The sequence below is a fragment of the Sphingopyxis sp. PAMC25046 genome (assembly GCF_004795895.1).
Classification (GTDB): domain Bacteria; phylum Pseudomonadota; class Alphaproteobacteria; order Sphingomonadales; family Sphingomonadaceae; genus Sphingopyxis.
The window spans coordinates 1,695,538-1,721,613 of sequence record NZ_CP039250.1; the positions used below are offsets into that span (position 1 = coordinate 1,695,538).

At 65.0% G+C, this 26,076-nt stretch carries 20 protein-coding genes; 8 read left to right on the forward strand and 12 right to left on the reverse strand.

The features are described from left to right. Window positions 1-198 precede the first annotated feature (198 nt). A complete protein-coding gene (locus E5675_RS07905; protein ID WP_168707816.1) occupies window positions 199-2,811 on the forward strand; it encodes a TonB-dependent receptor in 2,613 nt (870 codons plus the stop codon). Window positions 2,812-2,923: 112 nt separating this feature from the next. Here E5675_RS07905 and E5675_RS07910 read toward each other — a convergent pair whose 3' ends face one another. Then, window positions 2,924-5,938: a TonB-dependent receptor gene (locus E5675_RS07910; RefSeq protein ID WP_136174038.1), complete on the reverse strand. Its 3,015-nt coding sequence runs from the start codon at window positions 5,936-5,938 to the stop codon at window positions 2,924-2,926. A 438-nt stretch (window positions 5,939-6,376) separates the two neighbouring features. Between E5675_RS07910 and folE the strand changes: the two genes are divergently transcribed. Then, window positions 6,377-6,976 (forward strand): GTP cyclohydrolase I FolE, encoded by a 600-nt coding sequence (gene folE, locus E5675_RS07915; protein ID WP_136174039.1) that lies wholly within the window; start codon window positions 6,377-6,379, stop codon window positions 6,974-6,976. Window positions 6,977-7,057: 81 nt separating this feature from the next. Here folE and E5675_RS07920 read toward each other — a convergent pair whose 3' ends face one another. From E5675_RS07920 to E5675_RS07935, 4 genes are read right to left on the reverse strand one after another with little or no spacing between them, the layout of a single operon-like run. Then, window positions 7,058-7,714 carry a Fe2+-dependent dioxygenase gene (locus tag E5675_RS07920; protein WP_136174040.1) on the reverse strand — a complete coding sequence of 219 codons (657 nt, stop codon included), beginning with the start codon at window positions 7,712-7,714 and terminating at the stop codon, window positions 7,058-7,060. Between the two features lie 10 nt (window positions 7,715-7,724). Next, window positions 7,725-8,765, reverse strand: coding sequence for a hypothetical protein (locus E5675_RS07925; RefSeq protein WP_136174041.1), 1,041 nt, complete (start codon window positions 8,763-8,765; stop codon window positions 7,725-7,727). 54 nt (window positions 8,766-8,819) lie between these two features. Further along, window positions 8,820-9,371 carry a histidine phosphatase family protein gene (locus E5675_RS07930; RefSeq protein ID WP_136174042.1) on the reverse strand — a complete coding sequence of 184 codons (552 nt, stop codon included), beginning with the start codon at window positions 9,369-9,371 and terminating at the stop codon, window positions 8,820-8,822. A 56-nt stretch (window positions 9,372-9,427) separates the two neighbouring features. Next, entirely contained in the window at window positions 9,428-12,163 is a 2,736-nt protein-coding gene (locus E5675_RS07935; protein WP_136174043.1) for an ATP-dependent DNA helicase, read from the reverse strand. Window positions 12,164-12,288: 125 nt separating this feature from the next. On the opposite strand from E5675_RS07935, the gene E5675_RS07940 reads away from it, so the two are divergent. Beyond that, on the forward strand, window positions 12,289-12,723 hold the full coding sequence (locus tag E5675_RS07940) for a hypothetical protein (RefSeq protein WP_136174044.1): 435 nt from the start codon (window positions 12,289-12,291) through the stop codon (window positions 12,721-12,723). Window positions 12,724-12,726: 3 nt separating this feature from the next. On the opposite strand, the gene E5675_RS07945 is transcribed toward E5675_RS07940, so the two are convergent. Beyond that, window positions 12,727-13,095, reverse strand: a complete 369-nt coding sequence (locus E5675_RS07945) for a PilZ domain-containing protein (protein ID WP_136174045.1) — start codon at window positions 13,093-13,095, stop codon at window positions 12,727-12,729. 106 nt (window positions 13,096-13,201) lie between these two features. On the opposite strand from E5675_RS07945, the gene E5675_RS07950 reads away from it, so the two are divergent. Both E5675_RS07950 and E5675_RS07955 read left to right on the forward strand, forming a co-directional pair. Next, window positions 13,202-14,803, forward strand: coding sequence for a lysine--tRNA ligase (locus E5675_RS07950; RefSeq protein WP_136174046.1), 1,602 nt, complete (start codon window positions 13,202-13,204; stop codon window positions 14,801-14,803). Continuing rightward, window positions 14,800-15,291 carry an asparaginase domain-containing protein gene (locus E5675_RS07955; RefSeq protein ID WP_136174047.1) on the forward strand — a complete coding sequence of 164 codons (492 nt, stop codon included), beginning with the start codon at window positions 14,800-14,802 and terminating at the stop codon, window positions 15,289-15,291. Before E5675_RS07950 ends, E5675_RS07955 begins: the two co-directional genes overlap by 4 nt. Here E5675_RS07955 and E5675_RS07960 read toward each other — a convergent pair whose 3' ends face one another. Then, on the reverse strand, window positions 15,292-16,323 hold the full coding sequence (locus tag E5675_RS07960) for a fatty acid desaturase family protein (RefSeq protein ID WP_136174048.1): 1,032 nt from the start codon (window positions 16,321-16,323) through the stop codon (window positions 15,292-15,294). A gap of 206 nt (window positions 16,324-16,529) precedes the next feature. Between E5675_RS07960 and E5675_RS07965 the strand changes: the two genes are divergently transcribed. After that, window positions 16,530-19,109 carry an EAL domain-containing protein gene (locus E5675_RS07965; protein WP_247594830.1) on the forward strand — a complete coding sequence of 860 codons (2,580 nt, stop codon included), beginning with the start codon at window positions 16,530-16,532 and terminating at the stop codon, window positions 19,107-19,109. Between the two features lie 16 nt (window positions 19,110-19,125). Here the strand turns inward: E5675_RS07965 and E5675_RS07970 are convergent, their stop codons facing one another. The 5 genes from E5675_RS07970 to E5675_RS07990 all read right to left on the reverse strand — a co-directional run bounded on the left by E5675_RS07970 (window position 19,126) and on the right by E5675_RS07990 (window position 24,664). Then, window positions 19,126-20,364: a mechanosensitive ion channel family protein gene (locus E5675_RS07970; RefSeq protein ID WP_136174050.1), complete on the reverse strand. Its 1,239-nt coding sequence runs from the start codon at window positions 20,362-20,364 to the stop codon at window positions 19,126-19,128. A gap of 120 nt (window positions 20,365-20,484) precedes the next feature. Further along, on the reverse strand, window positions 20,485-21,756 hold the full coding sequence (locus E5675_RS07975) for an amidohydrolase family protein (RefSeq protein ID WP_136174051.1): 1,272 nt from the start codon (window positions 21,754-21,756) through the stop codon (window positions 20,485-20,487). A gap of 519 nt (window positions 21,757-22,275) precedes the next feature. Continuing rightward, a complete protein-coding gene (locus E5675_RS07980) occupies window positions 22,276-23,193 on the reverse strand; it encodes an RcnB family protein (RefSeq protein WP_136174052.1) in 918 nt (305 codons plus the stop codon). Between the two features lie 133 nt (window positions 23,194-23,326). After that, the gene (locus E5675_RS07985; protein ID WP_136174053.1) at window positions 23,327-23,872 is read right to left on the reverse strand and encodes a (2Fe-2S)-binding protein; all 546 of its coding nucleotides are present in this window, start codon (window positions 23,870-23,872) and stop codon (window positions 23,327-23,329) included. Window positions 23,873-23,899: 27 nt separating this feature from the next. Further along, on the reverse strand, window positions 23,900-24,664 hold the full coding sequence (locus E5675_RS07990) for a class II aldolase/adducin family protein (protein ID WP_037557791.1): 765 nt from the start codon (window positions 24,662-24,664) through the stop codon (window positions 23,900-23,902). Between the two features lie 278 nt (window positions 24,665-24,942). Here E5675_RS07990 and rpsU point away from each other — a divergent pair, with 278 nt between their 5' ends. Both rpsU and E5675_RS08000 read left to right on the forward strand, forming a co-directional pair. Next, complete coding sequence (rpsU, locus tag E5675_RS07995) at window positions 24,943-25,149, forward strand: 30S ribosomal protein S21 (RefSeq protein ID WP_037510267.1); 207 nt, start codon at window positions 24,943-24,945, stop codon at window positions 25,147-25,149. Window positions 25,150-25,515: 366 nt separating this feature from the next. Next, window positions 25,516-26,046, forward strand: a complete 531-nt coding sequence (locus E5675_RS08000; protein WP_136174054.1) for an FKBP-type peptidyl-prolyl cis-trans isomerase — start codon at window positions 25,516-25,518, stop codon at window positions 26,044-26,046. Window positions 26,047-26,076 lie beyond the last annotated feature (30 nt).

A 26,076-nucleotide genomic window follows, 5' to 3' on the forward strand; every position in this document is an offset into this window, starting at 1 on the left:
GCATTTTTTGTGACAGTCCGATTGCGCCTGCCGTAGCGTAAACTGTTGCTTTTGTGCCACTAATAGACGGAAAATCCAGATGCTCGCGCGCGCGCGCGTTGACGCGGCGGGGCGGTGCGTTAGACCGGCACTTCACCGTCGGGCATCTCCCGATAAGCCTTTGGCTGCGCCGCGACGGTTTTGGAGAGAGGACCTGTCATGATTTTGCGCAACATTTTGTTGGGCGGCACGATGCTGTGCGCTGCCACGACCCCGGCCTATGCCTTTGTCCAGGATGCCGCGCCGGCCGAGGATGCGGCCCCCGACACCACCGACTATGGCAACGAGATCATCGTCACCGCGACGAAGCGGTCGCAGACGTTGCAGGACACGCCGGTCGCCGTTTCGGTCACCTCGGGCGCCGACCTGGAAAATGCGCAGATCCGCGATCTGATCGACCTGCAGTCGGCGGTTCCCAGCCTTCGCGTGTCGCAGCTTCAGTCGAGCGCGAACACCAACTTCATCATTCGCGGCTTCGGCAACGGCGCGAACAACGCTGGCATCGAACCGTCGGTCGGCGTCTTCATCGACGGCGTCTATCGCTCGCGTTCCGCCGCGCAGATCGGCGACCTTCCCAATGTCGAGCGCGTCGAGGTGCTCCGCGGCCCGCAATCGACGCTGTTCGGCAAGAATGCGTCGGCGGGCGTCATCAGCATCGTCACGCGCAAGCCGCAATATGAATTCGGCGGCTCGATCGAGGCGACCTATGGCAATTACGACGCGATCACCGTCAAGGGCGATATTACCGGCCCGATCAGCGAAACGGTCGCCTTCTCGATCGGCGGCAATTACAATCGTCGCGACGGCTATGCGCAGGACCTCGCGCTCGATACCGACGTCAACGACCGCAACCGCTGGGGCGTGCGCGGCCAGCTTTTGTTCGAACCGACCGACGCACTCAGCATCCGCCTGATCGGCGATTACGACAAGATCGACGAAAATTGCTGCATCGCGGGCAATGTTATCGCCGGGCCGACGGTTGCGATCACCGACGCGCTCGCGGGCGGCACGAGCGTCGATCGCGAAAATCCCTTCTCCTACGACGTCTACAACAATTTCCTGTCGTCGAACGAGATCGAGAATTACGGCGGTTCGGCGCAGATCGACTATGACCTCGGCACGATGGCGCTGACCTCGATCACCGCCTATCGCCAGGTGCGTGCGCTGACCAATCAGGATTCGGACTTCACCGCCGCCGACCTGATCGGCGAGAACAGCCAGGATCTGGGCATCGACACCTTTACCCAGGAAGTCCGCCTGACCTCCGACTTCGACGGGCCGGTCAACTTCCTGCTCGGCGGCTATTATTTCAACGAAAAGATCGACCAGAAGAACGGCCTGCTGTTCGGCGACGACTTCCGTCCCTATGGCAACGCGCTGATCCAGGCCGCCAGCGGCGGTGCGCTGAACGTCGGTACGCTCGAAGGAACGCTGGGCACGCTCGAAGGCGACCCGACGAAATATCTCGGCACCTTCTTCCGCGCGGGCGACGGCTTCGATGAAGCCTATCGCATGAAGAACGAGGCCTTCTCGATCTTTGGCACGGTCGATTTCGACGTCACCGACCGGCTGACGCTGACTGCCGGCGCCAACTATACGAAGGACAAGAAGCGTTTTTCGACCGACGTGGTCAGCACCGACACCTTCTCGGCGATCGACCTCGACGCCGCGGGTTTTGCGCCGTTCCGCAACCAGCTGCTGCTCGGCGGCGCGCTGCAACAGGCCGGGGTCAATCCCAACGACCCCGCCGCGGTCGCGGCCTTTGCGACGAACCCCGCGACGGCGCCGATCTTCCAGCAGTTTGTCGCGTTTGCCGATGCCAACGACAACAATCCGGCGGCGAACCCGCTCAACGGGCTGAAGGCGTTCCAGTTCCTGCCGCCGTTCCTGAACGTGCCGAACGCGGTCGAATCGGGCAAGACCAACGACAGCGATCTCGCGTGGAGCGTCCGCGCCGCCTATGAGCTCACCGACACGGTCAATGTCTATGCGACCTATGCGACGGGCTTCAAGGCGAGCTCGGTCAACCTGTCGCGCGACAGCCGTCCGCTCGCCAGCGACCTTGCGGCGATCGCCGCGGCGGGGCTGACGACGCCGAACCTCGCCGCGGGCTCGCGCTTTGCCGCGCCCGAGGAATCCGAAGTCTATGAATTCGGTCTCAAGGCGAACTGGTCGGTCGCGGCCATGAACCTCGCGGTGTTCAAGCAGTCGATCAAGGGCTTCCAGTCGAACGTCTTCACCGGCACCGGCTTTGCGCTGGCCAACGCCGGCAAGCAGTCGACCTTCGGCGTCGAATTCGACGGGTCGGTGCGTCCGGTCGACGGGCTCAACCTGAACCTTGCGGTCACCTATCTCGATGCCAAATACGACAGCTTCGTCGGTTCGGCGTTCGGCGATCTTTCGGGGCGCAAGCCCGCGGGCATCCCCGATCTGGCGGTGTCGATGGGCGCTACCTATACCCACGAGTTCGCCGGCGGCACGCGCGCGATCGCGCATGTCGACTATCAGTATGAAAGCCCGACCCAGATCGTCGACGGTCTGAACGGCTTCCCCGAAAGCGTCGCGCAGAATCTGAAGCGCGAGGTGAACCAGCTCAACGCATCGTTCACGCTGGCGCTGACCAACGGGCTGGAGGTCGGCGTGTGGGGCCGCAACCTCACCAATGCGCAATATCTGACGACCATCTTCAACGCCGTCGCGCAGGCAGGCAGCGTCTCGGGCTACCCGAGCCAGCCGCGCACCTATGGCGGCACGGTCCGCTTCAAATTCTGATCGCGAGCGGCCGGGCGGCGAGCGCCCGGCCGTCCCGCCATCAGGGCAAAAGAAACCCCGGCCTCCCGAATGAGAGGCCGGGGCTTTTTTGTGGCGTTGCCGCCTCGGGCGATCAGAATCGCACGCCCGCCGCGATGCCGTAGCGGCGCGGTTCGAGGGTGAAGATGTTGGTGTAATTCCCCGACGACTGGTCGGTGATGTAGAGCCCGGTGACGCTGTTGGCGTCGAAGACATTCTGGATGAACCCCTTCACATACCATTTGTCGTCGGGGCCGTTCAGCTGCAGCTGGGCGTTGACCTGGGCATAGCCCTTGATCCGGTTCACATTGCCGTTGAAGATGCTGCCATAGCTTTCGCCGGTATAGGCGAGGTCGAAGCGGGGGACGAGCGACATGTCGCCGCCGCCCAGCCGCGCCGTATATTGCACGCCCGCGCTGAACTTGTAGTTCGGCGCCTGCGGCAGCTGGTTGCCCTTGATGTTGACAGGAATGCCGGCGGAGAAATATTCGATCCCGCCGAAGGCCGCGCCGACCGTGCCCGCCGTCGCTTCCATGACCGAGCAGATGCTGAACGCGCCCGTCGATGCGATACCGCCGTCGGCGGGAAAGGCCGTCGTCGGCTGCAGGTTAGCGCCCGCCGCGACACCCGGGATCAGGCCACCGTTGATCAGTTGCTGAACCTGATTGACGTAGCCGTTGACCCCAGCAATGCTTCCGGAGGTTGACGCCACGGCGCAGTTTGCGGCGTTGGTGATGTCCTTGATGATCACCGCATCTTCGCGGCCGCCGCCGAAATCGCGCGGGTTGCTGGTGAACTTGTCGTCGGTGACCTTGCTGTGCAGATAGCTGAAGCCCAGGTTGACGACGAGATCGGGGTCGGGCCGGACGATCGCTTCGGCCTCGAACCCGTAGATGTCGGCGCTGACATTGTCGTTGACCGCGGTGCGGGCGACAATCTTGCTGAGCTGCAAGTCCTTGTACTTATAATAGAAGGCCGTGAGGTTCAGCTGGAGCGCGCCGTTGCCGAAGGTGTTTTTCGAACCGATTTCGAACGCATCGACCTGTTCGGGTCGGAAGCTTTCGGGCACTTCGAAGATCGGCTGTAGCGGCGGGTTGATGCCTCCCGATTTGTAACCGCGCGAATAGGAGGCATAGAGGAGATTATCCTCGGTGATCTTGAAGTCGAGCACCGCGCGGCCGGTCAGCTTGTTGAACTTGACCGAACGTTCCTGAATGATCTGATTGCCCGGCGTGCCGGGGTCGGCGTCGAACGAGCCGACAAAGGGTGAATCGAACGCGCTGCCCGTTCCGCCGTGCGGAGCCAGGAAGCTTGCCAGCGTCGAACGCGCCCGGACGCTCTTCTTGTCATTGTTGTAACGCAGGCCGGCGGTCAGTTTCAGCCGGTCGCTGAACTCGAAATAAGCTTCGCCGAACAGCCCGTAGGATCGGATCTTCAGATCGTCGGTGTTGTTGCGGAAGAAAGGCGTCGCGAGGAAGGAGGGCGGCAGCGGCGCGGCGATCGTCTGCCCCGGATTGTTCGGATCGGGAACCCGATTGGTCGCCGCGGTGAATGCGCCCAATACCCCGGTCAGATAGTCGATCGGAAAGGCGTTCACATAATAGCTGTTCTCGGTCAGGTGGTAATCGGCATAGATGCCGCCGACGAGGAAGTTGAAAGGCCCGTCGAGGTCGCTCGACAAAATGCCTTCGACCGACCAACTGCTGTTATACTGGTTCGAGCGGTCGAACTGGAGCGACTGGTCGCTACAGATCTTGTTGCCGCCAAAGCTGCCATAGCCGCTTTCCTCGGCGAGCGACGTGCAAAGCTGGCCGTTCGGGCCGTCGGGAATGATCGCCGCGGCCACCGGCCCGAAATAGGTGTTCGACAGGATCGGGTTGCCGCCCGCGTCCACCCCCAACGGAATGGGGTTGTTGGCGAAGAAGGCAAGGGTGTTGAGGCCGGTCGCGTAAAGCGACCGGTCGCCGACATTGCTGTTATAGTCCTGCGACGCGTCGAGCTTGACCTTCTGATACTGGCCCGAAACCTGTAGCGACACCGGGCCGAAATTATGCTCGATCTGGCCCTGCAGCGTCAGTTCGCTGGTGAAATAGCTCGGCGTATAGGCGGTGTTCACTGTCCGCGGATCCGACGGGATCGTCGTATTGGCATAGACGTCGGGACCATAGAGGCTGCCGAGCGCGAAACCTTGCGGAATGCCGCGAATGGCCAAGAATTCGCGCGAGGTCAGGGCGGCGGTGAAGGTCGCGTTGCCATTGAAGGGTTCGTTGTCGAGGCGGCTGTTCAGACAGCCGAGGATGCCGGTCGGGTCGCGCTGGCAGAGCTGTTTCTGGATGCGCGTGCGCTTGTCCTTTTCGCGGAAATAGGAGGCGAGCAGGTCGATCGTCGTGTCCTCGGTCGGCTCCCAGCGGAACGAGCCGCGGACCGAATAGAGGTCGCGATCGTCGATGCGCGTGTCGAGGAACTCGTTCTTCGTATAGCCGTCGCGATTGAGATAGATGCCCGCGACGCGGATGCCCGCGGAATCGCCGAGCGGGATGTTGACCATCGCCTTGCCCTTCATGGAATCAAAATTTCCATATTCGGCCTCGGCGGCGGCTTCGAAGACGCCGAGTTTGGGCTTGGCGGTGATGACGTTGACCACGCCCGACGTCGCATTGCGGCCGAACAGCGTACCCTGCGGCCCGCGCAGCACTTCGACGCGTTCGAGGTCGAAGAATTCGGTTTCGAACAGGCGGGTCGAAAACAGCGGATCGCCGTTCAGGTGGATCGCCGTCGCGCTGTCGCAGGTCGTGCCGACGCAAAGGTCGCCGATGCCGCGGATCGTGAAGCTGGCGCCGGTGAAGTTGGTTTTGGTGAAGGTGACGTTGGGCAGGGTCAGCTGAAGATCGGACGGGGTCTTGATCTGCTGCGCTTCGAGTGCCTCGGTCGAGAAGGCGCTGACCGCGATCGGCACGTCCTGCAGGCGTTCCGACTGGCGCTGCGCCGTGACGACGATTTCGCCGCCGAAAGCATCGCGTTCCACTTCATCCGCCGCGTCCTGCGCAATTGCCGGCGTCGCCACCGTCATTGCAAGGATCGACGTTCCGATCAGTGCCTTGAACTTCATCTATAGCCTCCCTTTTTCGACCCCGCGAGGTGCGGCGCCGCCCAACTTCAAATTGTGGTAAGGGGAGGGGATATGACCGGCCATGGAGAAGGGCGCCGGGCCGATATGGCCAGCCACCCGTCTGTGTCCCACTTGCCAGCTGTGCTGGTCATCGTCCTCTCCCGCCGGCGTCGGGGAAAACGCGCGGCCTCTCCGGATCACGACCCGCTTGGGCGGGTTCTGTAATGCAAGGTGAAGGTGCGCCGAGTTGACGAAAGCGTCAAGTCACTTGTTTGGCCCGAAAAAGGACGCGAAACCGCGCCTCTCCGAAAAGAGAAAAAGTCAAGATTCCGCAACGTAAAGTTGACGGGGAAGGACAATTTCTTTTGGTCCGGCCCTTGCGTATCGGCACCGGGACGTCGAAATGTGCGACATGATGGCAACAGTGAAAGCGGGGCAATGAGCGACAAAGTCGAGTTGGGGCCGGACGGCAAGGTGGTGGTTCCGGACCATGTCGCCGACGCGGTGCGGACCTTGATCGAATGGGCGGGCGACGACCCGGCGCGCGAGGGCCTGCGCGATACGCCGCGCCGCGTCGCGCGCGCATGGAAGGAATATTGCCAGGGCTATGACGAGGATCCCTCGATCCATTTGTCGCGCACCTTCGAGGAGGTCGGCGGTTATGACGAGATCGTGCTGCTGCGCGACATTCCGTTCCAGTCGCATTGCGAACATCATATGGCGCCGATCACCGGCAATGCGTCGATCGCCTATCTGCCGCGCGACCGCGTGGTCGGCATCTCGAAACTGGCGCGCGTGCTCAACGGCTATGCGCGGCGGTTGCAGGTGCAGGAGCGCCTCACCGCTGAAGTCGCGCGCTGCATCTGGGACAATCTGCACCCGCACGGCGTCGCGGTGGTGATCGACGCGCAGCATGGCTGCATGACCGGGCGCGGCGTGCGCACCCCGGGCGTCGGCATGGTGACGAGCCGCCTGCTCGGCTGTTTCCTCGACGACGAGCGCAGCCGCAAGGAAGTGCTGAGCCTGATGGGCTACTAACCCTCGCCCCCGCGAAGGGGGGGCCGCCGTCGGCCTTGCGCTACCACTCCAGCGGCCCCCGCCTTCGCGGGGGCGACGAGATTACCGCCGCCACATCCTGAGCAGCTGATACTGGACCGCCTGGAGCCGCGTGAAGTTCTCGGGCTCCATCTTGCCGCCCTCCAGCGCGGCCACCTCGTTGAGTTCGTACATCAGGTTCCGGTGCTGGACGTCGGGGATCAGGCTCTGGATGAAGGTGATCGCGACGAGGCGTTCGCCGCGCGTCACCGGTTCGACTTCGTGCAGCGTGTGCGAGGGATAGACGACCGCGACCCCCGGCGCTTCCTTGAAGCGCAGGTCGGCGCTGCCCAGCCGCACATGCAGCGCGCCGCCGTCATAATCGGCGGGGTCGTTCAGGAAGACGGTGCAGCTGACGTCGGTGCGCAGCTGGCCGTCGGGTAGCGGGATATAGGCGGCGTCGGGGTGCAACCCATAGTGCATGCCCGGCGTGTAGCGCGTCAGCAGCGGCGGGGCGATGCGCGCCGGAAAAGAGAATTCCATGAAGTCGGGATTCTGCACCATCGCGTCGAGCAATATCTTCGACGAACGTTCATAGGCGCCCGCGTCGTGAAGTTGCAGGTTGTTCTTCACCTTCGAATGCGGGTTGCTGATCTTGCCGTCGACGAACTTTCCGCCGGCGGCGATCTCGCGCAGCGCGCGGACCGCATTGTCGTCGAGCAGTTGGACGAGCTTGAACATCTAAGGCTTCCTATTGGCCGTGGATCGGCAGGTCGGCAAGGCTTGTATAGCGCGCGGCGAGCGCTTCAACCCATGCGATGGCCTCGGCAATCGCAGGGGCATGGCCGGCCGCCGCCTGCGCCTGCAATTCGCGGCGCAGGTCAGGGCTGTAGCCATGTTCGGGCGCTTTCGAATATTGGCGCATGATCGGCCCGGCGAGCGCCGCATCGATACGCGCGCCGTCGACCGGCAAGCCGAAGTGCGTCGCTTGCGCCGCGAGTGCGGCGGCGGGGTCGATCAGCATTCTCTCGAAATCGACCCAGAGGTGGCGCGGATCGTCGCGCGGTAATGTGTGCTGCGCGGTCGCCATTTCGCAAAGCCAGCTCATAGCGACGCGCGTGACCGGCGGCAGTTGCCACAGCGCATGGGGGAAATCGGGGAGCAGGGCCGCGAGCCGCGCCATGCGCGCGGGGGCCTGCGCCAGCGTTTCGGCCATCGACGCCTCGCCCGCGAGGATCGTTTCGACATAGCGGTCGAGTGGAACATAGAGAAAGAGCGCGCGGCCGTCGGGGCCCGTGAGGTCGCCGGCGATCGCGGTGATCACGCTCGACGCCTTGACCATCGCGCGCTGGCCCCGCGCGAAGCCGCGGCCCAGCCAGCCGAGGCTTTGTGTGAGGCGCGTGCGGTAAAGCTCGGCCGACCAGAGCGATTCGGGCCGGTCGATCCGCTCGGCGACCTGCGCCAGCGTGCGCAGCAGCATCGGTTCGCGTAGCGGCAGCGCGCCGCTTGTCTCGGCGAGCAGGCGCGATACCAGCGTCGATCCGACATGACCGATGTGGAAGATGAAATCGGGCCGCGGCGCCGGCGCGCCGAGGTCGGGGAGGGCGCTCCACGCCATCCACTCGCGCCCGATGCGATCGGTGAGCAGCCGCTGGTCGAGGAAGCTCGCGGCGCGATAATCGGCTTCGCCCAGCAGCGCGATCAGCACCCGGTCGTTCGCAAGATCCGCCATATGCGGCAGCAGGCTCGCATCGGCGGCAAAGCGGGAATGGAAGCGGTCATCGGCCATCATTTGCCGCCATAGGGGCGACGAGGCGGGTTGGCCAGAAGGGACGGGCGGGGCGCCCTAGTCGTCGTCCATCGCCGGCGCGAGCGCGGGGTCGAGGTCGCGGGGGCGGATGAAATCGGCGAAGCGCGCCATGCCGGTGTCGAGGTCGTGCCAGTCGGCGATGTCGAGGTCGAGGCGTGCGAGCGCCGAAGTCGGGAGCTTTTCTTCGACCCTGGCGCGGAGTTTGTCGTCTTGCGATTCGGGGACGAGCATGAGGATCAGATCCTCGAGCCCCGGATTATGTCCCGAAATCAGCAGATGCTGCGCGTCGCGGCCGGAGTCGCGGATCACGTCGATCAGCGTCGCGGCGGAGGCGAGATAGATGCGGCGGTCCCAATGCGGTTCGAGCGCGTCGAGGCCGGCGGCGGGCTGGAAGATATCGAGCGTTTCGGTGACGCGGACGGCGGGCGAGGCGATGATGCGGTCGACCGGCAGTTTCCGCCGTTTCAGCCACTGGCCGATCAATTCGGCACCGCGTTGGCCCCTTTTATTGATCGGGCGGTCGAAGTCGCGTTCGACGGCCACGTCCCAACCCGACTTGGCGTGGCGCAGGATGGTCAAAGTCTTCAAAATTTCTCCCCGCGTCCCCGCGCTTATGCCCTTATTCGGGGCCTTGTGCCGCAAACTTATGACGGTGAAAAGGCGGCAAACGCGCTTTTTCGCCTTTCGACATTCGCCGCGGCGACATGGCCCACCGCTTCGTCGAGCGGCAGGCGGCGGATCGGCGTGCCTTCGGGAAAGGCGCTGAGCAGCCGCGAGGGAAAGCTGGGCGAGAGCATCACGAACTGGCCGAAATCGTCGGCGCGGCGGATCAGGCGGCCGAACGCCTGCCCGATGCGCGCGCGGATGACCATGTCGTCATAGGCGCTGCCGCCTTGCGCCGCGCGCCGCGCCGCGTGAAGGATCGTCGGGCGCGGCCAGGGCACGCCCTCCATCACGACCAGCCGCAGCGAATCGCCGGGCACGTCGACGCCGTCGCGCAGCGCATCAGTGCCGAGCAGCGAGGCGTGCGGATCGGCGCGGAAGATGTCGACGAGCGTCCCGGTGTCGAGCGGATCGACATGCTGCGCGAAGAGCGGCAGCCCGGCGCGGGCGAGCCGGTCGGCGATACGCGAATGGACGATACGCAGCCGCCGGATCGCGCTGAACAGTCCGAGCGCGCCGCCGCCCGCGGCCTCGATCAGCCGGCTGTAGGCGCCGGCCAGCGCGGGCAGGTCGCCGCGCGCGATGTCGGTGACGATCAGCACTTCGGACTGGCGCGCATAATCGAACGGGCTGGGGACCGCGAAATGCTGGACGCCGCCGTCCATGTGGCGCGCGCCAGTGCGGATATCGGCGTCGGTCCAGCCGCCGCTGCCATGCCCGCCGCCGCGCAAGGTCGCGGAGGTGACGAGAACGCCCTGCGCGGGGCGGTAAACCACCTCGGCAATGGGGCGCGCGGGGTCGAGCCAGTGGCGGTGGAGGCCGCAGTCGAACTCGCGCCCGTCGTAGCGGTCGACCGCGAGCCAGTCGACGAAATCGGGGTCGGCGGGCCCGCCGACGCGTCCGAGCAGCGACAGCCAGCTGCCCAATGTGTCGATCCGCGTGCCGAGGCTGTGCCGCGCGCCATCGACGCGCGCGCGCGCCTGCCCGTCGAGCCAGTCGGGCGGATCTTCGGTCAAGGCTTCGAGCCTTTTGCCAAGCGCCATCAGCGGGCGCAGCAGCGCCTCGATCGCGTCGTTCGCGCTCGCCGCGGCGGTGACGAGTTCGGGTTCGGGATCCGCGAGTTCGGTTTCAAGGCCATAGCCGCTATCGGCGGTCCGCGTGTCGACAGCGCGGACGTAGACCATGGCGCGCACCGCGACGAGCAGCGCTTCGATCGCGCCCCATGGTTCGTTTTCGGAAAGCCGGCCAAGCCAGCCGTCGCCCGGCAGTTCCGCAGCAGCGGCGATTGCGGCCTGGATTGCGCGGTCGCCCGCCTCGTCATAGCTGGCGACATCGGCGAGGCGCGCCGCGAGCCCACGCCGCCGCCCGCGCGACTTGCCCTCCGGCCCCAGCACCCAGCGGCGAATTTCGACCGCTTCCTGTCCGGTAAGCGCTGCGGCGAACATCGAATCGGCGGCGTCCCAAAGGTGATGACCTTCGTCGAAGATCAGCCGCGTCGCAGGCGCGCCGCTGTCGCGCGGGCGTGCGGCCTGCACCATCGTCAGCGCGTGATTGGCGATGACGATATCGGCCTGCGTCGCCGCGCGCGCCGAATGTTCGATGAAGCATTTGCGGAAATGCGGGCAGCCGGCATAGATGCACTCGCCGCGCCGGTCGGTGAGGGCGGTGGTGCCGTTGCGGCGGAACAGGGCGGGGAGCCAGCCGGGCAGATCGCCGCCGACCATATCGCCATCGCGGGTGTAGGCGGCCCAGCGCGCCACGAGCTGCGCAAGGATTGCGGCGCGGCCCGAAAAGCCGCCTTGCAGCGCATCTTCGAGGTTGAGCAGGCAGAGATAATTCTCCCGCCCCTTGCGCACGACGACTTTTTCGCGGTGCGTCGCGGCATCGGGATAGAGCCGTTCGGTCTCGCGCGACAATTGGCGTTGCAGCGCCTTGGTGAAAGTCGAAATGCAGATCGCACCCGCCGACTGGTCGATCCATTGTTTGGCGGGGGCCAGATAGCCCAGCGTCTTGCCGATGCCGGTGCCGGCTTCGGCGACAAGCATTTGCGGCGCATCCTTGCGTTCGCGCGGGGCGAAGATCGCAGCGGTCGCGCGGGCATAATCCTGCTGGCCCGGTCGGCGTTCGGCACCGTCGCCGGTGAGGCGGTCGAGCCGCGCGGCGACGTCGGCTTCATCGATCGCCACTTGGCGCGGGGCGCCGCGCGGCGATTGCTCTTCCCATTCGGGAAGGCGCGCAAAGAGCCAGCGTTCGCCGGCATCGGGGCGGGCGAGGCGCGGCTGGACGAGCGGCGCCCATGACCAGCGCTGGCGCGCCAGCGCCTCGACGCCGTGCCACGCGCCTTCGCGTTCCGCCCAATCGGGATTGTCGATGCTGGCGAGCATCGCCGCAGCGGCACGGGGCAGGAAAGCGGCGACGTCGTCTTCGCTCTTGGGCGGCGGCAGTCCGGCCGCGGCGGCGAGGCCGGCCGGGGTCGGCACCGCGAAGCGCGCGGGATAGAGGAAGGCGAACAACTCGAGCAGGTCGAGCCCCGACAGTTCGGGATAGCCGAGCCGGTCGCCGGTCAGCGTCGCGTTCAGCAACACATGCGGGGTTGCGGCGACCGCCGCGATCGCCTCCCCGCGCCCGACGCGCTGGACGCGGCCGTGCGTGTCGGCAATCCAGATGCCGATATGGCTCGCATGGATCGCGGGCAGGGTAAGCGGGTCGGGGGCCATCGCGCCAAGCTAGGGACAAAAGGCGAACGCGGCAAGGTTGGCGGCGCGCGGCCGCGATGCTTTCTTCTTGCGATGCGACGGAAAAGCAGGATGGTCGTGCCGTCGAGCGGGAAAGGATGGTCCGAATGAGCGAGGAAAATGCGATCGGCGCGGTGATAGACGAGATGTATGCGATGATTTCGGGCCCCAAGGGGACGCGTGACTGGTCGCGGCAGACGTATTGCTTTCACCCCGAGGCGCGGCAGATCCGGACATGGATCGACGCCGATGGCCGCGCGACGTTTCGGAGCATGGGGTTGGACGATTATGCGCGCGACACGACGCCCTTTTTCGCGGCCAATGATTTCTATGAGATCGAAATCGGCCGGCGGATCGACCTGTTCGGCAATATCGCGCATGTCTGGAGCGCCTATGAGGCGCGCAATTCGCTGGATGACGCCGAGCCCGAGCGGCGCGGGATCAATTCGATCCAGCTTTTCAAGGACCCCGATCGCGGCTGGCGGATCATGGCGATGATCTGGGACAATGAGCGCGCGGACGTGACGGTCCCGCGCTTTTGATGGTCAGCTCAATCCGCGACGTCCAAAGGTCGCCGGGCGGGTGTTGAGGAACACCTGGGCCGGATCGACCAGCGCCGCGCCGCGGGCGCGGTCGAGCGCGTTATACAGCGCGCCATGCGTCAGTTCGTACGGGAAGCGCACGCCCATCCGGTCGACTTCGGACCACATGACGACGGCGTAGGTAACTTCGCCGCCATAATGGATTTCGCAGCGCGAGCGCGCCGGCATGCTCGCCCCGTCGACGCGCGCGCCGCCCTCCGACAAATCCGTGATCCGGCCGTCGACGAAGTTGAGGATGCCGTTGACCGTGACGTCGATCGACACCGGGGTGCGCTTGTGGCCGCGGGGTGCGGGGAGGCGAAAATTGTCCATGGCCGGGACGCTATCGCAGCATGGTAAATTTTCCGGTAACGATGTTGCGCCGCGCCGGGACAATTTTGCCTTTCGATTTGACCCCGCTTGCCGCTATGGGCGCGGCATGACCGACTTGCACCTTCACCCTTCGCTGCGCGAGCCCGCGCAAACGTCCAAGGCCTGGCCGTTCGAGGAAGCGCGCAAGCTGGTCAAACGCTATCCGGGCGGCAAGCCCGGGGGCGATCCCGTGCTGTTCGAGACGGGCTATGGTCCGTCGGGGCTGCCGCACATCGGCACGTTCAACGAAGTGCTGCGCACGACGATGGTCCGCCGGGCGTACGAGGCGCTGACCGGCGGTGCGGCGACGCGGCTGGTCGCGTTCAGCGACGATATGGACGGGCTGCGCAAGGTTCCTGACAATGTGCCGAACGGCGACATGCTGCGCGAATATCTGGGCAAGCCGCTGACCGCGATCCCCGATCCGTTCGGCAAGTTCGAAAGTTTCGCGCATCATAACAATGCGATGCTGCGCGAGTTTCTCGACCGTTTCGGTTTCGAATATGAATTCGTCAGCTCGACCGAGCGTTACCGGTCGGGGGCGTTCGACCACGCCTTGAAGAATGTCCTGCGTCACAATCAGGACATCCTCGACATCATGCTGCCGACGCTGCGCGCCGAGCGCGCCGCGACCTATTCGCCGATCCTGCCGGTCAGCCCCAAGTCGGGGATCGTGCTGCAGGTGCCGGTGACCGTCGTCGATGCCGATGCCGGCCTCGTGTCGTTCGAGGATGAGGGCGAGACGATCACGCACAGCATCCTTGGCGGCGGCGCGAAGCTGCAGTGGAAGGTCGACTGGGCGATGCGCTGGGTCGCGCTCGGCGTCGATTACGAAATGTATGGCAAGGATCTGACCGACAGCGGCACGCAGTCGGGCAAGATCGCCAAGGCGCTCGGCGGGCGCAAGCCCGAGGGGCTGATCTACGAGATGTTCCTCGACGAGAAGGGCGAGAAGATTTCGAAGTCGAAGGGCAACGGTCTCTCGATCGAGGAATGGCTGAGCTATGGCAGCGAAGAAAGCCTCGCCTTCTTCGCGTTCCGCGAGCCCAAGGCGGCGAAGCAGCTCCATATCGGCGTCGTGCCGAAGGCGGTCGACGAATATCTGCAGATGCGCGGCAATTATCCGGCGCAGGAGCCCGACAAGAAGCTCGGCAACCCCGTGCACCATGTCCATGTCGCGCGCGGGCAGGACGTGCCCGCGACCGAACTGCCGGTGACCTTTGGGCTGCTGCTCAACCTCGTCGGCGTGATGGGCGCCGATGCGTCGAAGGAGCAAATCTGGCGCTACCTCGGTCAATATGTCGAGGGCGCCGATGCTGCGACCTATCCCGAACTCGACCGGCTGATCGACAATGCGATGGCGTATAACCGCGACTATGTCGCGCCGACGCTGAACCGTCGCAAGCCGCAGGGCGGCGAGGGGCCGGCACTTAAGGAACTCGACGACAAGCTTGCGACGCTGCCCGCCGATGCCTCGGCCGACGACATCCAGAATATCGTTTACGAGATTGGCAAGAATGAGGCCTATGGCTTTGAAAATCTGCGCGATTGGTTCAAGGCGCTCTACGAAACCCTGCTCGGATCGAGCGCGGGGCCGCGCATGGGGAGCTTCATCGCGCTGTTCGGCATCGACAATACGCGGCGGCTAATCGCCGAGGCTTTGGCATGAGCGATGTCATCGACATTTTCACGACCGGCGGGACGATCGACAAGGTCTATTTCGACGCGTTGAGCGAGTTCCAGATCGGTCCCGCGGCGATCCCCGACATGCTGCGCGAGAATAATGTCCATGTCGCGCACCGCGTTACGCAATTGATGCGCAAGGACAGTCTCGAGCTGGACGATGCCGATCGCGAGGCGATCCGCGCCGCGGTGGCGGCGAGCGATGCGTCGCGCATCCTCGTCACCCATGGCACCGACACCATGGTCGTCACCGGGCGCGTGCTGGCCGGGATTGCGGGCAAGACGATCGTGATGACGGGCGCGATGCAGCCGGCGTCGGTGCGCGCGAGCGATGCCGAATTCAACGTCGGATTTGCATTGGCGGCGGTGCAGACGCTGCCGCCCGGGGTTTATGTCGCGATGAACGGGATGATCTTTGACCCCGAAAAGACGGTCAAGGACCGCGCCGGCGCGCGATTCGTGCAGGAAGGCTGATCAGCCGGCGGCGGTGACGCGCCGCAGTACCGCGGTGTAATTCGGCGCGATCGTCATCGCATCATGCTTGCCCGCGCGGCCGAGCGCGGCGTGGACCTCTGGCAGGCGATAGCAGGGCACGCCCATGAACAGGTGATGCTCGGCGTGATAATTCACCCAATATGGAGCAACCGTCGCGCGTGCGAGCCAGCCCGCGTGGGTCGTGCGCGCATGGGTGAACGGGTCCTCGCTGCCCGTGGTGGTGCAGGCATGTTCGGCGATGTTGCGGATGCGCAGGTAAAGCTGGAAGGTCGTCGCGAGCCCGGCGAGCCAGAGCAGGTAGGGCGTCCAGCCATAGAGCGCGAGCGAAGCGCCTAGCAGCACTGCCTGCACGATCAGGAAACGCCCGACCGCGCGCGTTACCGCCATCGCGCCTGCGGCGTCGATCGTCGGTGACGTCATGCCGTCGTCCGACTGTTTGTTGAAGGGGGTTCCGGCCTTTGTGCTCGCTCCGCCCTTTTGCGCGTGCTCGCCGCGCAGCATCGCCTTGAGGCCAGCGAAGGCGAAGCCGAATTGCGCCATGCGCTGCTTGAAAAAGGTCTGCCCGGTGAGGTCGCGCAGCATCTTGCGGCGCAAGCTGGCGCGCGTGGTGGGGAAAGGCTTCGACAGCGACAGATCGGGGTCCTCGGGCTGCTGGGTGAATTTATGGTGCTGGAGATGATAGGTGCGATAGGCGATCAGGTCCGACCCGACCGCCGCGCCGGTCAGCCATTGGCCGAGGAAATTGTTGATTTTGCGGTTCGGGTGCAGCGCGCCATGCGCCGCGTCGTGCATCAGGATCGCGAGCCCGAGTTGGCGCCCGCCGACGAAGACGATGGCCAGCAACCACGCGGCGGGGTTTTGCGACCAGGCGGCGAGGCCGACGAGTGCGATGCTGACGATCCACGCATGCGCCACCAGCCAGATACCGCGCCACGATGACGCGCGCGTGATCGCCGACCATTCGGCGCGGTCGAAAAAGCGGTCGGGCGGAAAGAGACGGACGGCGGGCATGACCCATCTATAACAAGTTGCGAACCGAAACGTAACCCCTTCCGTTTTGGCACAATATCGGCGGAAATCAACGCGTCGCGGTAAGGATTTGGTTACCCCTTCCGGCCAGTGAAAACCGCGATCACAAAAGCGGGAATGAGGGGAAATTGGGGATAAGGCAGGCCATCATCGGACCGGGAGCGGGCGATCCGGCGACGGGCGAGTCGTTGTTCGATTCGCCCGCGTTCGTCACCGAAGTCATGCGCGTCGCGAAGCTGTGGCATTATGTGCTCATCGGCCGCGTCCTCGCGTTCCTGAGCTTTGCCTTCCTGCCGGGTGCCGCGGGTTTCCTTGATCATCTCTCGCACTGGCTGGTGATGGCGGCCGGGCTGCCGTGCGACGTCGCGCTGATGGTGATCGGGCAGGCGATGCGCCGCCCCCGGCCGATAGCGCACCAGCGCGTGCGGACGATGGCGATATTGTGCATGGCGCTGATCGCCCTTGGCACATTGCTCAACGCGGCGGCGATGTTCGCCGCGATCGCGGTTCCCGACGGGGGAAGCTATTTCGACGCCTTCACCGCGATTCATGTCGGGGCGCTGCTGGTCGCGGCGTCGGCGGCGGCGATCGTGCGGCCGGCCTTCTTCACCTTTGCCGGGGCGACGGTGCTCGGCGGCGCGATCGGGGTCGCGTCATGGCCGTTCGGCGTCGCCGGTTTCATCTTCCTCGGCCTGCTGATCGCGATGATGCGCGAGGATGTCCGCCATCAGCGGCGCGCGACACGTGCGGCGCGCCTCGCGATCGGCGACCAGCAGCGCGCGCTCAACCTGATGCGCGATTTCGAGCGCGCGGGGCGCGGCTGGTTCTGGGAAACCGATCGCGAAGGACGGCTCGTCTATATCTCGCCCACCGTCGCGGCGCGCCTCGACCGGCCGCTCGCGCATCTGCTAGGCCACCCCTTTACCGACATCATCCGCAAGCGCGTCGGCAAGGACGAGAGCGAGGAGCGCACGCTGGGGTTCAGCCTGTCGTCTCGCACGCCGTTCAAGGAGTTGACCGTGCAGGCGGCGGTGCCGGGCGAGGAGCGCTGGTGGTCGATCTCGGGTCAGCCGATCAGCAACGAATTCGGCAATTTCCAGGGCTTTCGTGGCAGCGGCACCGACCTGACCGATCAGAAAAGGTCGGAGCGCGAGATCAACCAGCTCGCGCGCTATGACACGCTGACCGGCCTCGCCAACCGGCGCCACATCACCGATCTGCTCGAACGCGCGCTGAAGAGCCACAACGGCCAGCCGCAACCGTGCGCGCTGCTGCTGATGGATCTCGACCGGTTCAAGGCGGTGAACGACACGCTGGGGCATCCGGTCGGCGACCAGCTGCTCCAGCAGGTCGCGGGACGGCTGACGCAGATCGTCGGCGACAAGGGACAGGTCGGGCGGCTCGGCGGCGACGAGTTTCAGATCGTCGTGCCGCAGATGAGCCAGCCCGAGAAGCTCGCGGGCATTGCAAATGCGATCATCCTGAGCCTCGCGAAGCCGTTCGCGATCGAGGGCGAGCAGGTGCGGATCGGATCGTCGATCGGCATCGCGGTTTCGGAAGGGCAGGGGGTGAGCGCCTCCGCGCTGGTCCGCAACGCCGACCTTGCGCTCTATGCCGCGAAGGACGCGGGGCGCGGCGTCTATCGCTTCTATGCCGACGCGATGCACAATCAGGCGAGCGAGCGCAAGGCGATCGAGGATGCGCTGCGCGATGCGTTGGCGAAGGACGAGTTGCAACTGCTCTATCAGCCGATCGTCGACGTCGCGAGCGAGCGGATTTCGGGGTTCGAGGCGCTGATCCGCTGGCATCATGCGACCGCGGGCACGATCAGCCCGTCGAAATTCATCCCGATTGCCGAGGAATCGAACCTGATCGTCCCGATCGGCGAGTGGATCATCCGCTCGGCCTGCGCCGCGATCGCCGAACTCGGACCCGATTACCGCGTCGCGGTGAACGTCTCGCCGCGCCAGTTCGCCAACGAAAAGCTGCCCGCGACGATCGTGAATGCGGTGTCGGCGGCGGGCATCCGGCCCGAACAGCTCGAACTCGAGATTACCGAGGGCGTTTTCCTCGACGAAAGCGCCGAGAATCTGGCGATGTTCCAGAAATTGAAGCGCACCGGCGTGCGGCTGGCGCTCGACGATTTCGGCACCGGCTATTCGGCGCTCGGCTATCTGAAGAAGGCGCCGTTCGACAAGATCAAGATCGACCAGAGCTTTGTCCTTGGCGCCGCCGACAAGAACAGCATGAACGCGGCGATCATCTCGTCGATCGTCGGGCTGGCCACCGCGCTCGATATGGAGACGACCGCCGAGGGGGTCGAGACGCACGACGACCTCGCGCTGGTCCGCGGGCTTGGGTGCAGCCACGTTCAGGGCTATATCTATGGCAAGCCCATGGACCTCGCCGAAGTGCTCGCGCTGCTCCGCGAGGGCGGCGGGCGCGTCGAGGCCAAGGGGTTCAAGAGCGCGCGCGAGGCGCGGCTCACGATCTTTCGCACGATCCAGATCGACAGCGGCGGACATCGGTACGAAGCAATCGTCCGCAACATGTCGTCGCGCGGCGCGCTGATCGAGGGGCTGTGGAACGTGCCGACAGGGACGCCGCTGACGCTCGAATTCGGGCCCGGCCAGTCGGTCGATGCCAAGGCGCGCTGGTCGACGGGCAACCGCGTCGGCGTCCAGTTCGCCGCGGCAGTCGAGATCGAGGCGTTGATCGGGCTGAAGGCGGCCGCGCCGGCGCAGGGACGGGTCCGCCGCGCCGCGTGATGCCGCCCCTTCGCGATCAGGCCGCCAAGCCGCGCTGCAGATCGAGACCGCTCGGTTCCTGGAACGGGCGGAGGCCGAATTCGGGCAGGATCGCGAGCAGATGGTCGAAGATGTCCGACTGGATATCCTCATAAGCGCTCCACGCGGTGGTGTTGGTGAAGCAATAGAGTTCGATAGGTAGCCCCTGCGGCGTCGGATCGAGCTGGCGTACGATCAACGTCATATCGTTGGCGACATGCGAATTGGCGCGGAGATATTCGACGATATAGGCGCGGAGCGTGCCGATATTGGTGACGCGGCGGATATTGACGGGATCGCGCCCGGCGCGTTCGGCGGCGGCGTTCCATTCGCCGAGTTCGGCCTGTTTGTGCCCGAGATAATCGTCGAGCAGCTGGAAGCGGCGCAGCGCCTGCTTTTCCTCGGTTGTCAGGAAGCGGATGCCGTTCTGGTTTATGAAGATCGAACGCTTGATCCGTCGTCCGCCCGATTCGGACATCCCGCGCCAATTCTTGAAGCTTTCCGAAATCAGCCGGTGCGTGGGGATGGTGGTGATCGTCTTGTCCCAGTTCTGCACCTTGACCGTGTGGAGCGCGATGTCGATCACATCGCCGTCGGCGTTGAGCGCGGGCATTTCGATCCAGTCGCCGACGCGCAGCATGTCGTTCGAGGTTAGCTGGACCGAGGCGACGAGCGACAGGATCGTATCCTTGAACACCAGCAGCAGCACCGCGGCCATCGCGCCGATCCCCGACAGCAGGAGCACCGGCGACTGGTCCATCAGCGCGGCAACAATGAGGATCGCCGCGCCGCCGTAGAGGATGATCTTCAGGAGCTGGACATAGCCCTTGATCGGCCGGCTGGCGGCGTCGGGGCGGCGGTCGTAAATCTGGTTGCCGAGGCTGAGCGCGCGGCTGATCGCCATCGCGATGAACAGGATGATCGAGGCCGCGGCGACATTGCTGACCACGGTGACGGCGGCCGGCGGCAGATGCGGCACAGCCGCAATCCCGTTCGATATGATGAGCGCGGGAACGATGAAGGCGAGGCGGGCGGCGACGGGAAGCGGGGTGAGCCCTTCGTGCGGCAGCCAGCGCGTCACGAGGCGCAGCACCACATGTTTGACAATGAAGTAGCCGGTCCACGCAAGGAGCGCGAGCAGGCCCAGGGCGGTCAACGTTTCGGCCCAGGGCGGGAGGTCGGCGAGGAAGGGGATGGAATCGGCGGTCGAAAGGCTTTCAATCGTGAACTGGCGCATAGCGTCATGCCCGCAAGGCGGCGGGTCGATCTCCTTTGGCTGTGAGCGAAGGCCCAAGAGTGGACGACGCGCCCGGCCGTGTCAAACGACCATGCGCGTCGCGGGCGCGGCGGCCAACGGTCAGTCGGCGATGCGGCCGCGCGCCATCACCCAGTCGATCTTTTCGAGCGCCGTGACGTCGGCGAGCGGGTCGCCGCTGACCGCGATCATATCGGCCGACATGCCCGGCGCGATCCGGCCGATCTCGCTTTCCATCGACAAGAGCTTCGCGGCGACCGTCGTCGCGCTGGCGAGCGCTTCGCGGGGTGTGAGGCCATATTTGACGAGGAGCGCGAACTCGCCGCCGTTGCGGCCATGTTCGAACACGCCGGCATCGGTGCCGAAGGCGATGGGGACGCCGAGCGCCTTGGCGCGCGTCACCGCCTTGCCGACATCGTTCAGCGTCATGCGCACCTTGTCCTCGACCGTCGGGGTATAGATGCCTTTGCCGAGCCGTTCGCGGATCCCCTCGAACGCCATCAGGGTGGGGACGAGATAGGTGCCCTTGGCCTTCATCACTTTCAGCGTCGTATCGTCGGCGAAAGTGCCATGTTCGATGCTGTCGATCCCCGCGGCGGCCGACGCAGTAATGCCGCCCGCGCCATGCGCGTGCGCCATGACCTTGAGGCCCAGCGAGTGCGCGGTGTCGGCGATGCTTTGCAGTTCGGCGCTGGTGAAATGGCCTTCGAGCCCGCGCGCCTGTTGCGACAGGACGCCGCCGGTCGCGGTAATCTTGATGACGTCGGCGCCCGCGCGCGATGCCTTGCGGACCTTTTCGGCGCATTCGAGCACCCCGGTGCAGGTATAGCCCTGATCGAGCACGTCGTGAACATCCTCGCGGAAGCCGGTGATGTCGCCGTGGCCGCCGATGATCGACAGCGCCGGACCCGCGGCGACGATGCGCGGGCCTTCGATAAAGCCGTTCGCGGTGCCGCGGCGCAGCGCATAGGCGGTATATTGCGCCGATCCCGCCTCGCGCACCGTGGTGAAGCCCGCGCGCAAGGTTGTCGCGGCGTTCTTTGCGCCGACGACCACGCCCCATTCGTCGGGATCGACGGCTTCGCTGCGATAGTCGCCGCCCGGGTCGCCGGTCAGATGGACGTGGAGGTCGACGAGGCCGGGGAGCAGGGTCTTGTCGGCGAGGTCGACGATCTCGGCGCCCGCGGGGGCATCGGCGCGGCCGGGGGCGATCGAGGCGATGCGGCCGTCGGTGACCACGATGGTCGAGGGGCCCTGCGCGGGCTTGCTGGCGTCGGTGATGACGCGGCCCGCATAGATGACGGTGGTTTTTGCGTGTGCGGTGGTTCCGAGCAGCGCGAGCGCCGCGGCCGCGACCATTCCCAGTTTAAGCATGAAGTCTCCCCTGTTTGATCGCGCTATCGTGGCGGAGCGGGCGGAGGAGGGCAAGGGGGGTGAGGAATGTCGGCTTTGGGGTAAGAGCTGTCGTTAGGAAGTAACCGATGCTTCGCCGATAAAGCGGCCTTCCCATAGGTAGAACTTTCGCGCGAGACGCATCTTCTCTGCTCCTTCGGGAGATAGAAACACGAACCCGACCTGGCGGCTCGTTCCTGGCTCGAAAGGTCGATCGCCAAGTTGCATTCGAGCAGTCCATCCTCCGACACTGGTCTCTTTCTTGTCGAAACAGGGGCAGCCATAGCTGGGTAGGATGGCACTATCTCTGCCACCCTCGTGCAGTGGGTATAGAACCACTTCCGCAATCAGGTCAGGCGCCCTTGTTTGCCAAGTTTCCAGTGTCATGATCCCTATATGCGGCCTATTACTAACGTCCGCAATCAGTCGAAAGCCGCTATGCAAAAAAAGGGGGCCGGCGAACCGGCCCCTCAGTTTGTCTTCGGGTAACCGAAAGGAATATTACCAGAAGAAATCGTAGATCACGTCGACCACTTCGCCCGAATAGGTATCGACCAGAAGCGCGTCGTCATAATAGCGGATCCAGCGATAGCCCCCATAGGCGGGCGGCAGGCGGTAATAGCCCGGATCGTTGATCCAGTAGCGCTGGCCGTAGAAGAGCGAGCCGAGCGTGAAGCCGATGCTGAAGCGCGTATAGCCATAGCCGCGATACGGGTTGTAATAGCGCGGCATGCGGTAATAGCTGCGGTTCCGGTCGCGATAGCTGCGCCAGTCGTAGCGGCGGTCGCTGCGCCATTCGCGGTTCCAGCGGCTGTGATTGCGATCGTAGCGGTCGTGGCGGCCGTCGCGATAGCGCCGGTCTACGCGGTCATTGTTGTTGCGGTCGTACCGACGATCGATCCGGCCGTCGCGGTTGCGATCGTAACGCCGGTCGCGCTGGTCGATGCGGTTGTTGTTGTTGCGATCCCAGCGGCGGTCGAGGTCGCCGTTGCGATTGCGGTCGTAACGCCGGTCGACGCGATTATTATCGTTGCGGTCGTACCGCCGATCGACCTGGCCGTTGCGGTTACGGTCCCACCGGCGATCGATGCGGCCGTCATTGTTGCGGTCGTAGATTCCGCTGCGCTGGCGCTGAGCCTGACGCTGCTGCTCATTATCGCCGCGCTGGCGCCACTGCTGGCGTTGCGCCTGACGCTGCTGATCATTGCTGCTCTGACGCATTTCGCTGCGCTGGCGCTGCGGACGGGCTTCGCCGCCGCGATTGCCGCCGCGCCGCACTTCGGGGCCGCGCGGGCCCCGGTCGCCACGGTCGCCGCGCTGCGCGATCTGGACCCTCTCGCCAGACGCCTGCGCGGCCGCCGGGGCAATGGGGGTCAGGATCGTCGCTGCGATCAGCAACCCTCCGAACATCTTCTTCATCTCGCCATTCTCCAACTCATGTCCCGTTTGCTGGAGACGCCAGCCGGGATGATGAATCGATTCTTACCATTGGCAAGATGATCGATGGCTGACCACACCGTTGCCTCCGGTTCAGCTAGATGAACGGGTGCGTTCAGCTACCGCGCGGCGGGCGCAGTGCGGGCACGGCGCGCGCGGCGTCCTCGGGACGGATGCCCGGGGGCGGGGCGGCGGCGATGCGTTCCTCGCCGCGGATCACGCGGCCGGCGAGGCGGATCGCGGTGCGGATGCGCGGATAGGTGCCGCAGCGGCAGATGCCCGTCATCGCGGCGTCGATCTCGGCATCGCTCGGATTGTTGTTGGCGCGCAGCAGCGCCGCCGCCGACATGATCATCCCCGACTGGCAGAAACCGCATTGCGGCACCTGCTCGGCGACCCACGCTTGCTGCACCGGGTGGCTGCGGTCGCGCGACAGGCCCTCGATCGTCGTGACGAAACGGCCTTCGCATTCGGCAATCGTGACGAGGCAGCTGCGAATCGCCTCGCCGTCGATATCGACGGTGCAGGCGCCGCAATCCCCGGTGCCGCAGCCATATTTGGTCCCCGTCAGGTTCGACGCGTCGCGCAGCGCCCACAAGAGGGGCGTTTCGGGGGCCATGCGATATTCGACCGGGCGGTCGTTGACCGAGAATCGCGTCATGCCGCCCCTGTTAGCGCAGCGAGCGGATTAGTCACGCCAGCTCGTGTCGATCTTGTCGACCTTGCGCACCATCGCGTCGAATTCGGCCTTGCCCGACTGGCCGGGGATGGCCGCCATATAAAGGTCGCGCTGATGAACCTTGATCACTTCCTCGTCGACGAGGACCGGCTTGCCCATGCTCATCGTCGCGAGCTGGATCTCGCACGCGCGCTGCAGCGCCCAATATTTGATGAAGGCGTCGGTCAGCGACTTGCCCATCACGACGGGGCCATGGTTGCGCAGCATCAGGATGCGCTTGTCGCCGAGGTTTTTGACCAGGCGTTCGCCTTCTTCCTCGCGCACCGTCACGCCCTCGAAGTCGTGATAGGCGAGCTGGCCCATGAAGTTGCACGCATAGAAATTGGTCGGCTGGAGCCCGCCTTCGAGCCCGCAGACCGCCATCGTCGCGGTCGTGTGCGTGTGGATGATCGCATGCGCGTCGGGCAGCACACGGTGGAACAGGCTGTGCTGGACGAAGCCCGCCTTGTTGACGTGCCAGGGATTGTCCTCGTCGAGCTTGTTGCCGTCGATGTCGATCTTGATCAGGCTCGACGCAGTGACCTCGCTGAAGTGCATGCCATAGGGGTTGATCAGAAAGGCGCCATCCTCGTCGGGGACCTTTACCGTGATGTGGTTGAAGATCATTTCGTCCCAGCCCATCATCGCGAAGATGCGGTAGCAGGCGGCAAGTTCCTGCCGCGCCGTCCATTCGGCTTCGCTATATTTGCTGTTGCGCTTGAGCTGGGTCGCCATGGCCTGTCCCTCATTATGATGTTAGTTTCGTCCTGCTACCTATGCCATAAGGATGGGGCGCGGCACAATCCCGGGGAGGGTGGGGCGGCCCGATGGCGCGGCGGGCGCGGTTCACCGCCTTTGGGCTTGCATTTCGGCGCGAATCCCTTTAGTTGGCGCAGCATCGGAACGTCGCGCTTTCGCGGCGCTCTTTTTATTGCCCGAATATCGGCGGTTTACGGCGGACCGGACGCACCGGTGGCCCGAACCGTTTTGACGAACAGGAGACGACACGGCGTATGCAGATCATCGTTCGCGACAATAATGTCGACCAGGCCCTTCGCGCGCTCAAGAAGAAGCTGCAGCGTGAGGGCGTGTATCGCGAAATGAAGCTGCGCCGTCATTACGAGAAGCCCAGCGAAAAGCGCGCGCGCGAGCACGCCGCCGCCGTCCGCCGCGCCCGCAAGATGGAGCGCAAGCGGATGGAGCGCGACGGTATCAAGTAAGACCGTCTCCCGTTCGGGATCCCGTTCGTGAAAGGGGCGCTGCGGCAACGCGGCGCCCTTTTTCGTTTGTGCAGAGCGAGGTGGCGGGAAGCGACCGATTGTAGCCGTCTCTTTATTCGTCACCCCGGACTTGATCCGGGGTCCCGCTTGATGCCGAAGACCGGTCGGCGCTCCAAAAAAGCGGGATCCCGGGTCAAACCCGGGATGACGGAAGTGGAGGAGAGCAACGACAGCTCACCACCCAATGCGGACATTCTCTTGCGTGCGCTTCTGATGCTCAATTGCCTCTGGACCGCCGCGCGTCGCACCGCCTATAGGCTCGCCAGCATTTTCGCCCCGGCCGGGGCAGCGGAAGGATTAGCCAAGATGAGCGTAACGACGGTTCCATTGCGCCCGGTGAGCAAGGGCGGGCTGTGGCTGATGTGGTTCGGCCTCGCCGCGCTGCTGGTCGCGGGCGCGGCTTTTGCCTGGCATATGACCCCGCGCATCGGGTTCGAGGTCGTCAAGGTCGGTACCGGGCCGAGCCCGACGAAGGCCGACGTCGTGCTGGTCAAATATGAAGGCAAGCTCGACGACGGCACTGTTTTCGATTCCAACGAACAGGCACCGATGCAGGTTGCGCAGGTCGTCCCGGGCTTTTCCGAGGCGCTGACGCGGATGCAGAAGGGCGGCGAATACAAGATCAGCATCCCGCCGCAGCTCGGCTATGGCGACCGCGCCGTCGGGCCGATCCCCGCGAACAGCACGCTGCACTTCGCCGTCACCTTGCTCGACTTCCGTTCGGAAGCCGAAGTTCGCGCGATGCAGCAGCAGATGCAGCAGATGCAGCAGCAACAGATGATGCAGGGCGCTCCCGGCGGTCCGGCCGGCCCGCCGCCCGGTGCGCCGCAGCCGTAAGGCCGCGGTCGGGGAAAATGAAGCGGCGGC

What these genes read in the sequence shown, in the direction of transcription:
- E5675_RS07905 (WP_168707816.1), top strand. Translation starts at nt 199, where the DNA reads ATGATTTTGCGCAACATTTTGTTGGGCGGCACGATGCTGTGCGCTGCC.
- E5675_RS07910 (WP_136174038.1), bottom strand. Translation starts at nt 5,938, where the DNA reads ATGAAGTTCAAGGCACTGATCGGAACGTCGATCCTTGCAATGACGGTG.
- folE (WP_136174039.1), top strand. Translation starts at nt 6,377, where the DNA reads ATGAGCGACAAAGTCGAGTTGGGGCCGGACGGCAAGGTGGTGGTTCCG.
- E5675_RS07920 (WP_136174040.1), bottom strand. Translation starts at nt 7,714, where the DNA reads ATGTTCAAGCTCGTCCAACTGCTCGACGACAATGCGGTCCGCGCGCTG.
- E5675_RS07925 (WP_136174041.1), bottom strand. Translation starts at nt 8,765, where the DNA reads ATGATGGCCGATGACCGCTTCCATTCCCGCTTTGCCGCCGATGCGAGC.
- E5675_RS07935 (WP_136174043.1), bottom strand. Translation starts at nt 12,163, where the DNA reads ATGGCCCCCGACCCGCTTACCCTGCCCGCGATCCATGCGAGCCATATC.
- E5675_RS07940 (WP_136174044.1), top strand. Translation starts at nt 12,289, where the DNA reads ATGAGCGAGGAAAATGCGATCGGCGCGGTGATAGACGAGATGTATGCG.
- E5675_RS07945 (WP_136174045.1), bottom strand. Translation starts at nt 13,095, where the DNA reads ATGGACAATTTTCGCCTCCCCGCACCCCGCGGCCACAAGCGCACCCCG.
- E5675_RS07950 (WP_136174046.1), top strand. Translation starts at nt 13,202, where the DNA reads ATGACCGACTTGCACCTTCACCCTTCGCTGCGCGAGCCCGCGCAAACG.
- E5675_RS07955 (WP_136174047.1), top strand. Translation starts at nt 14,800, where the DNA reads ATGAGCGATGTCATCGACATTTTCACGACCGGCGGGACGATCGACAAG.
- E5675_RS07960 (WP_136174048.1), bottom strand. Translation starts at nt 16,323, where the DNA reads ATGCCCGCCGTCCGTCTCTTTCCGCCCGACCGCTTTTTCGACCGCGCC.
- E5675_RS07970 (WP_136174050.1), bottom strand. Translation starts at nt 20,364, where the DNA reads ATGCGCCAGTTCACGATTGAAAGCCTTTCGACCGCCGATTCCATCCCC.
- E5675_RS07975 (WP_136174051.1), bottom strand. Translation starts at nt 21,756, where the DNA reads ATGCTTAAACTGGGAATGGTCGCGGCCGCGGCGCTCGCGCTGCTCGGA.
- E5675_RS07980 (WP_136174052.1), bottom strand. Translation starts at nt 23,193, where the DNA reads ATGAAGAAGATGTTCGGAGGGTTGCTGATCGCAGCGACGATCCTGACC.
- E5675_RS07985 (WP_136174053.1), bottom strand. Translation starts at nt 23,872, where the DNA reads ATGACGCGATTCTCGGTCAACGACCGCCCGGTCGAATATCGCATGGCC.
- E5675_RS07990 (WP_037557791.1), bottom strand. Translation starts at nt 24,664, where the DNA reads ATGGCGACCCAGCTCAAGCGCAACAGCAAATATAGCGAAGCCGAATGG.
- rpsU (WP_037510267.1), top strand. Translation starts at nt 24,943, where the DNA reads ATGCAGATCATCGTTCGCGACAATAATGTCGACCAGGCCCTTCGCGCG.
- E5675_RS08000 (WP_136174054.1), top strand. Translation starts at nt 25,516, where the DNA reads ATGAGCGTAACGACGGTTCCATTGCGCCCGGTGAGCAAGGGCGGGCTG.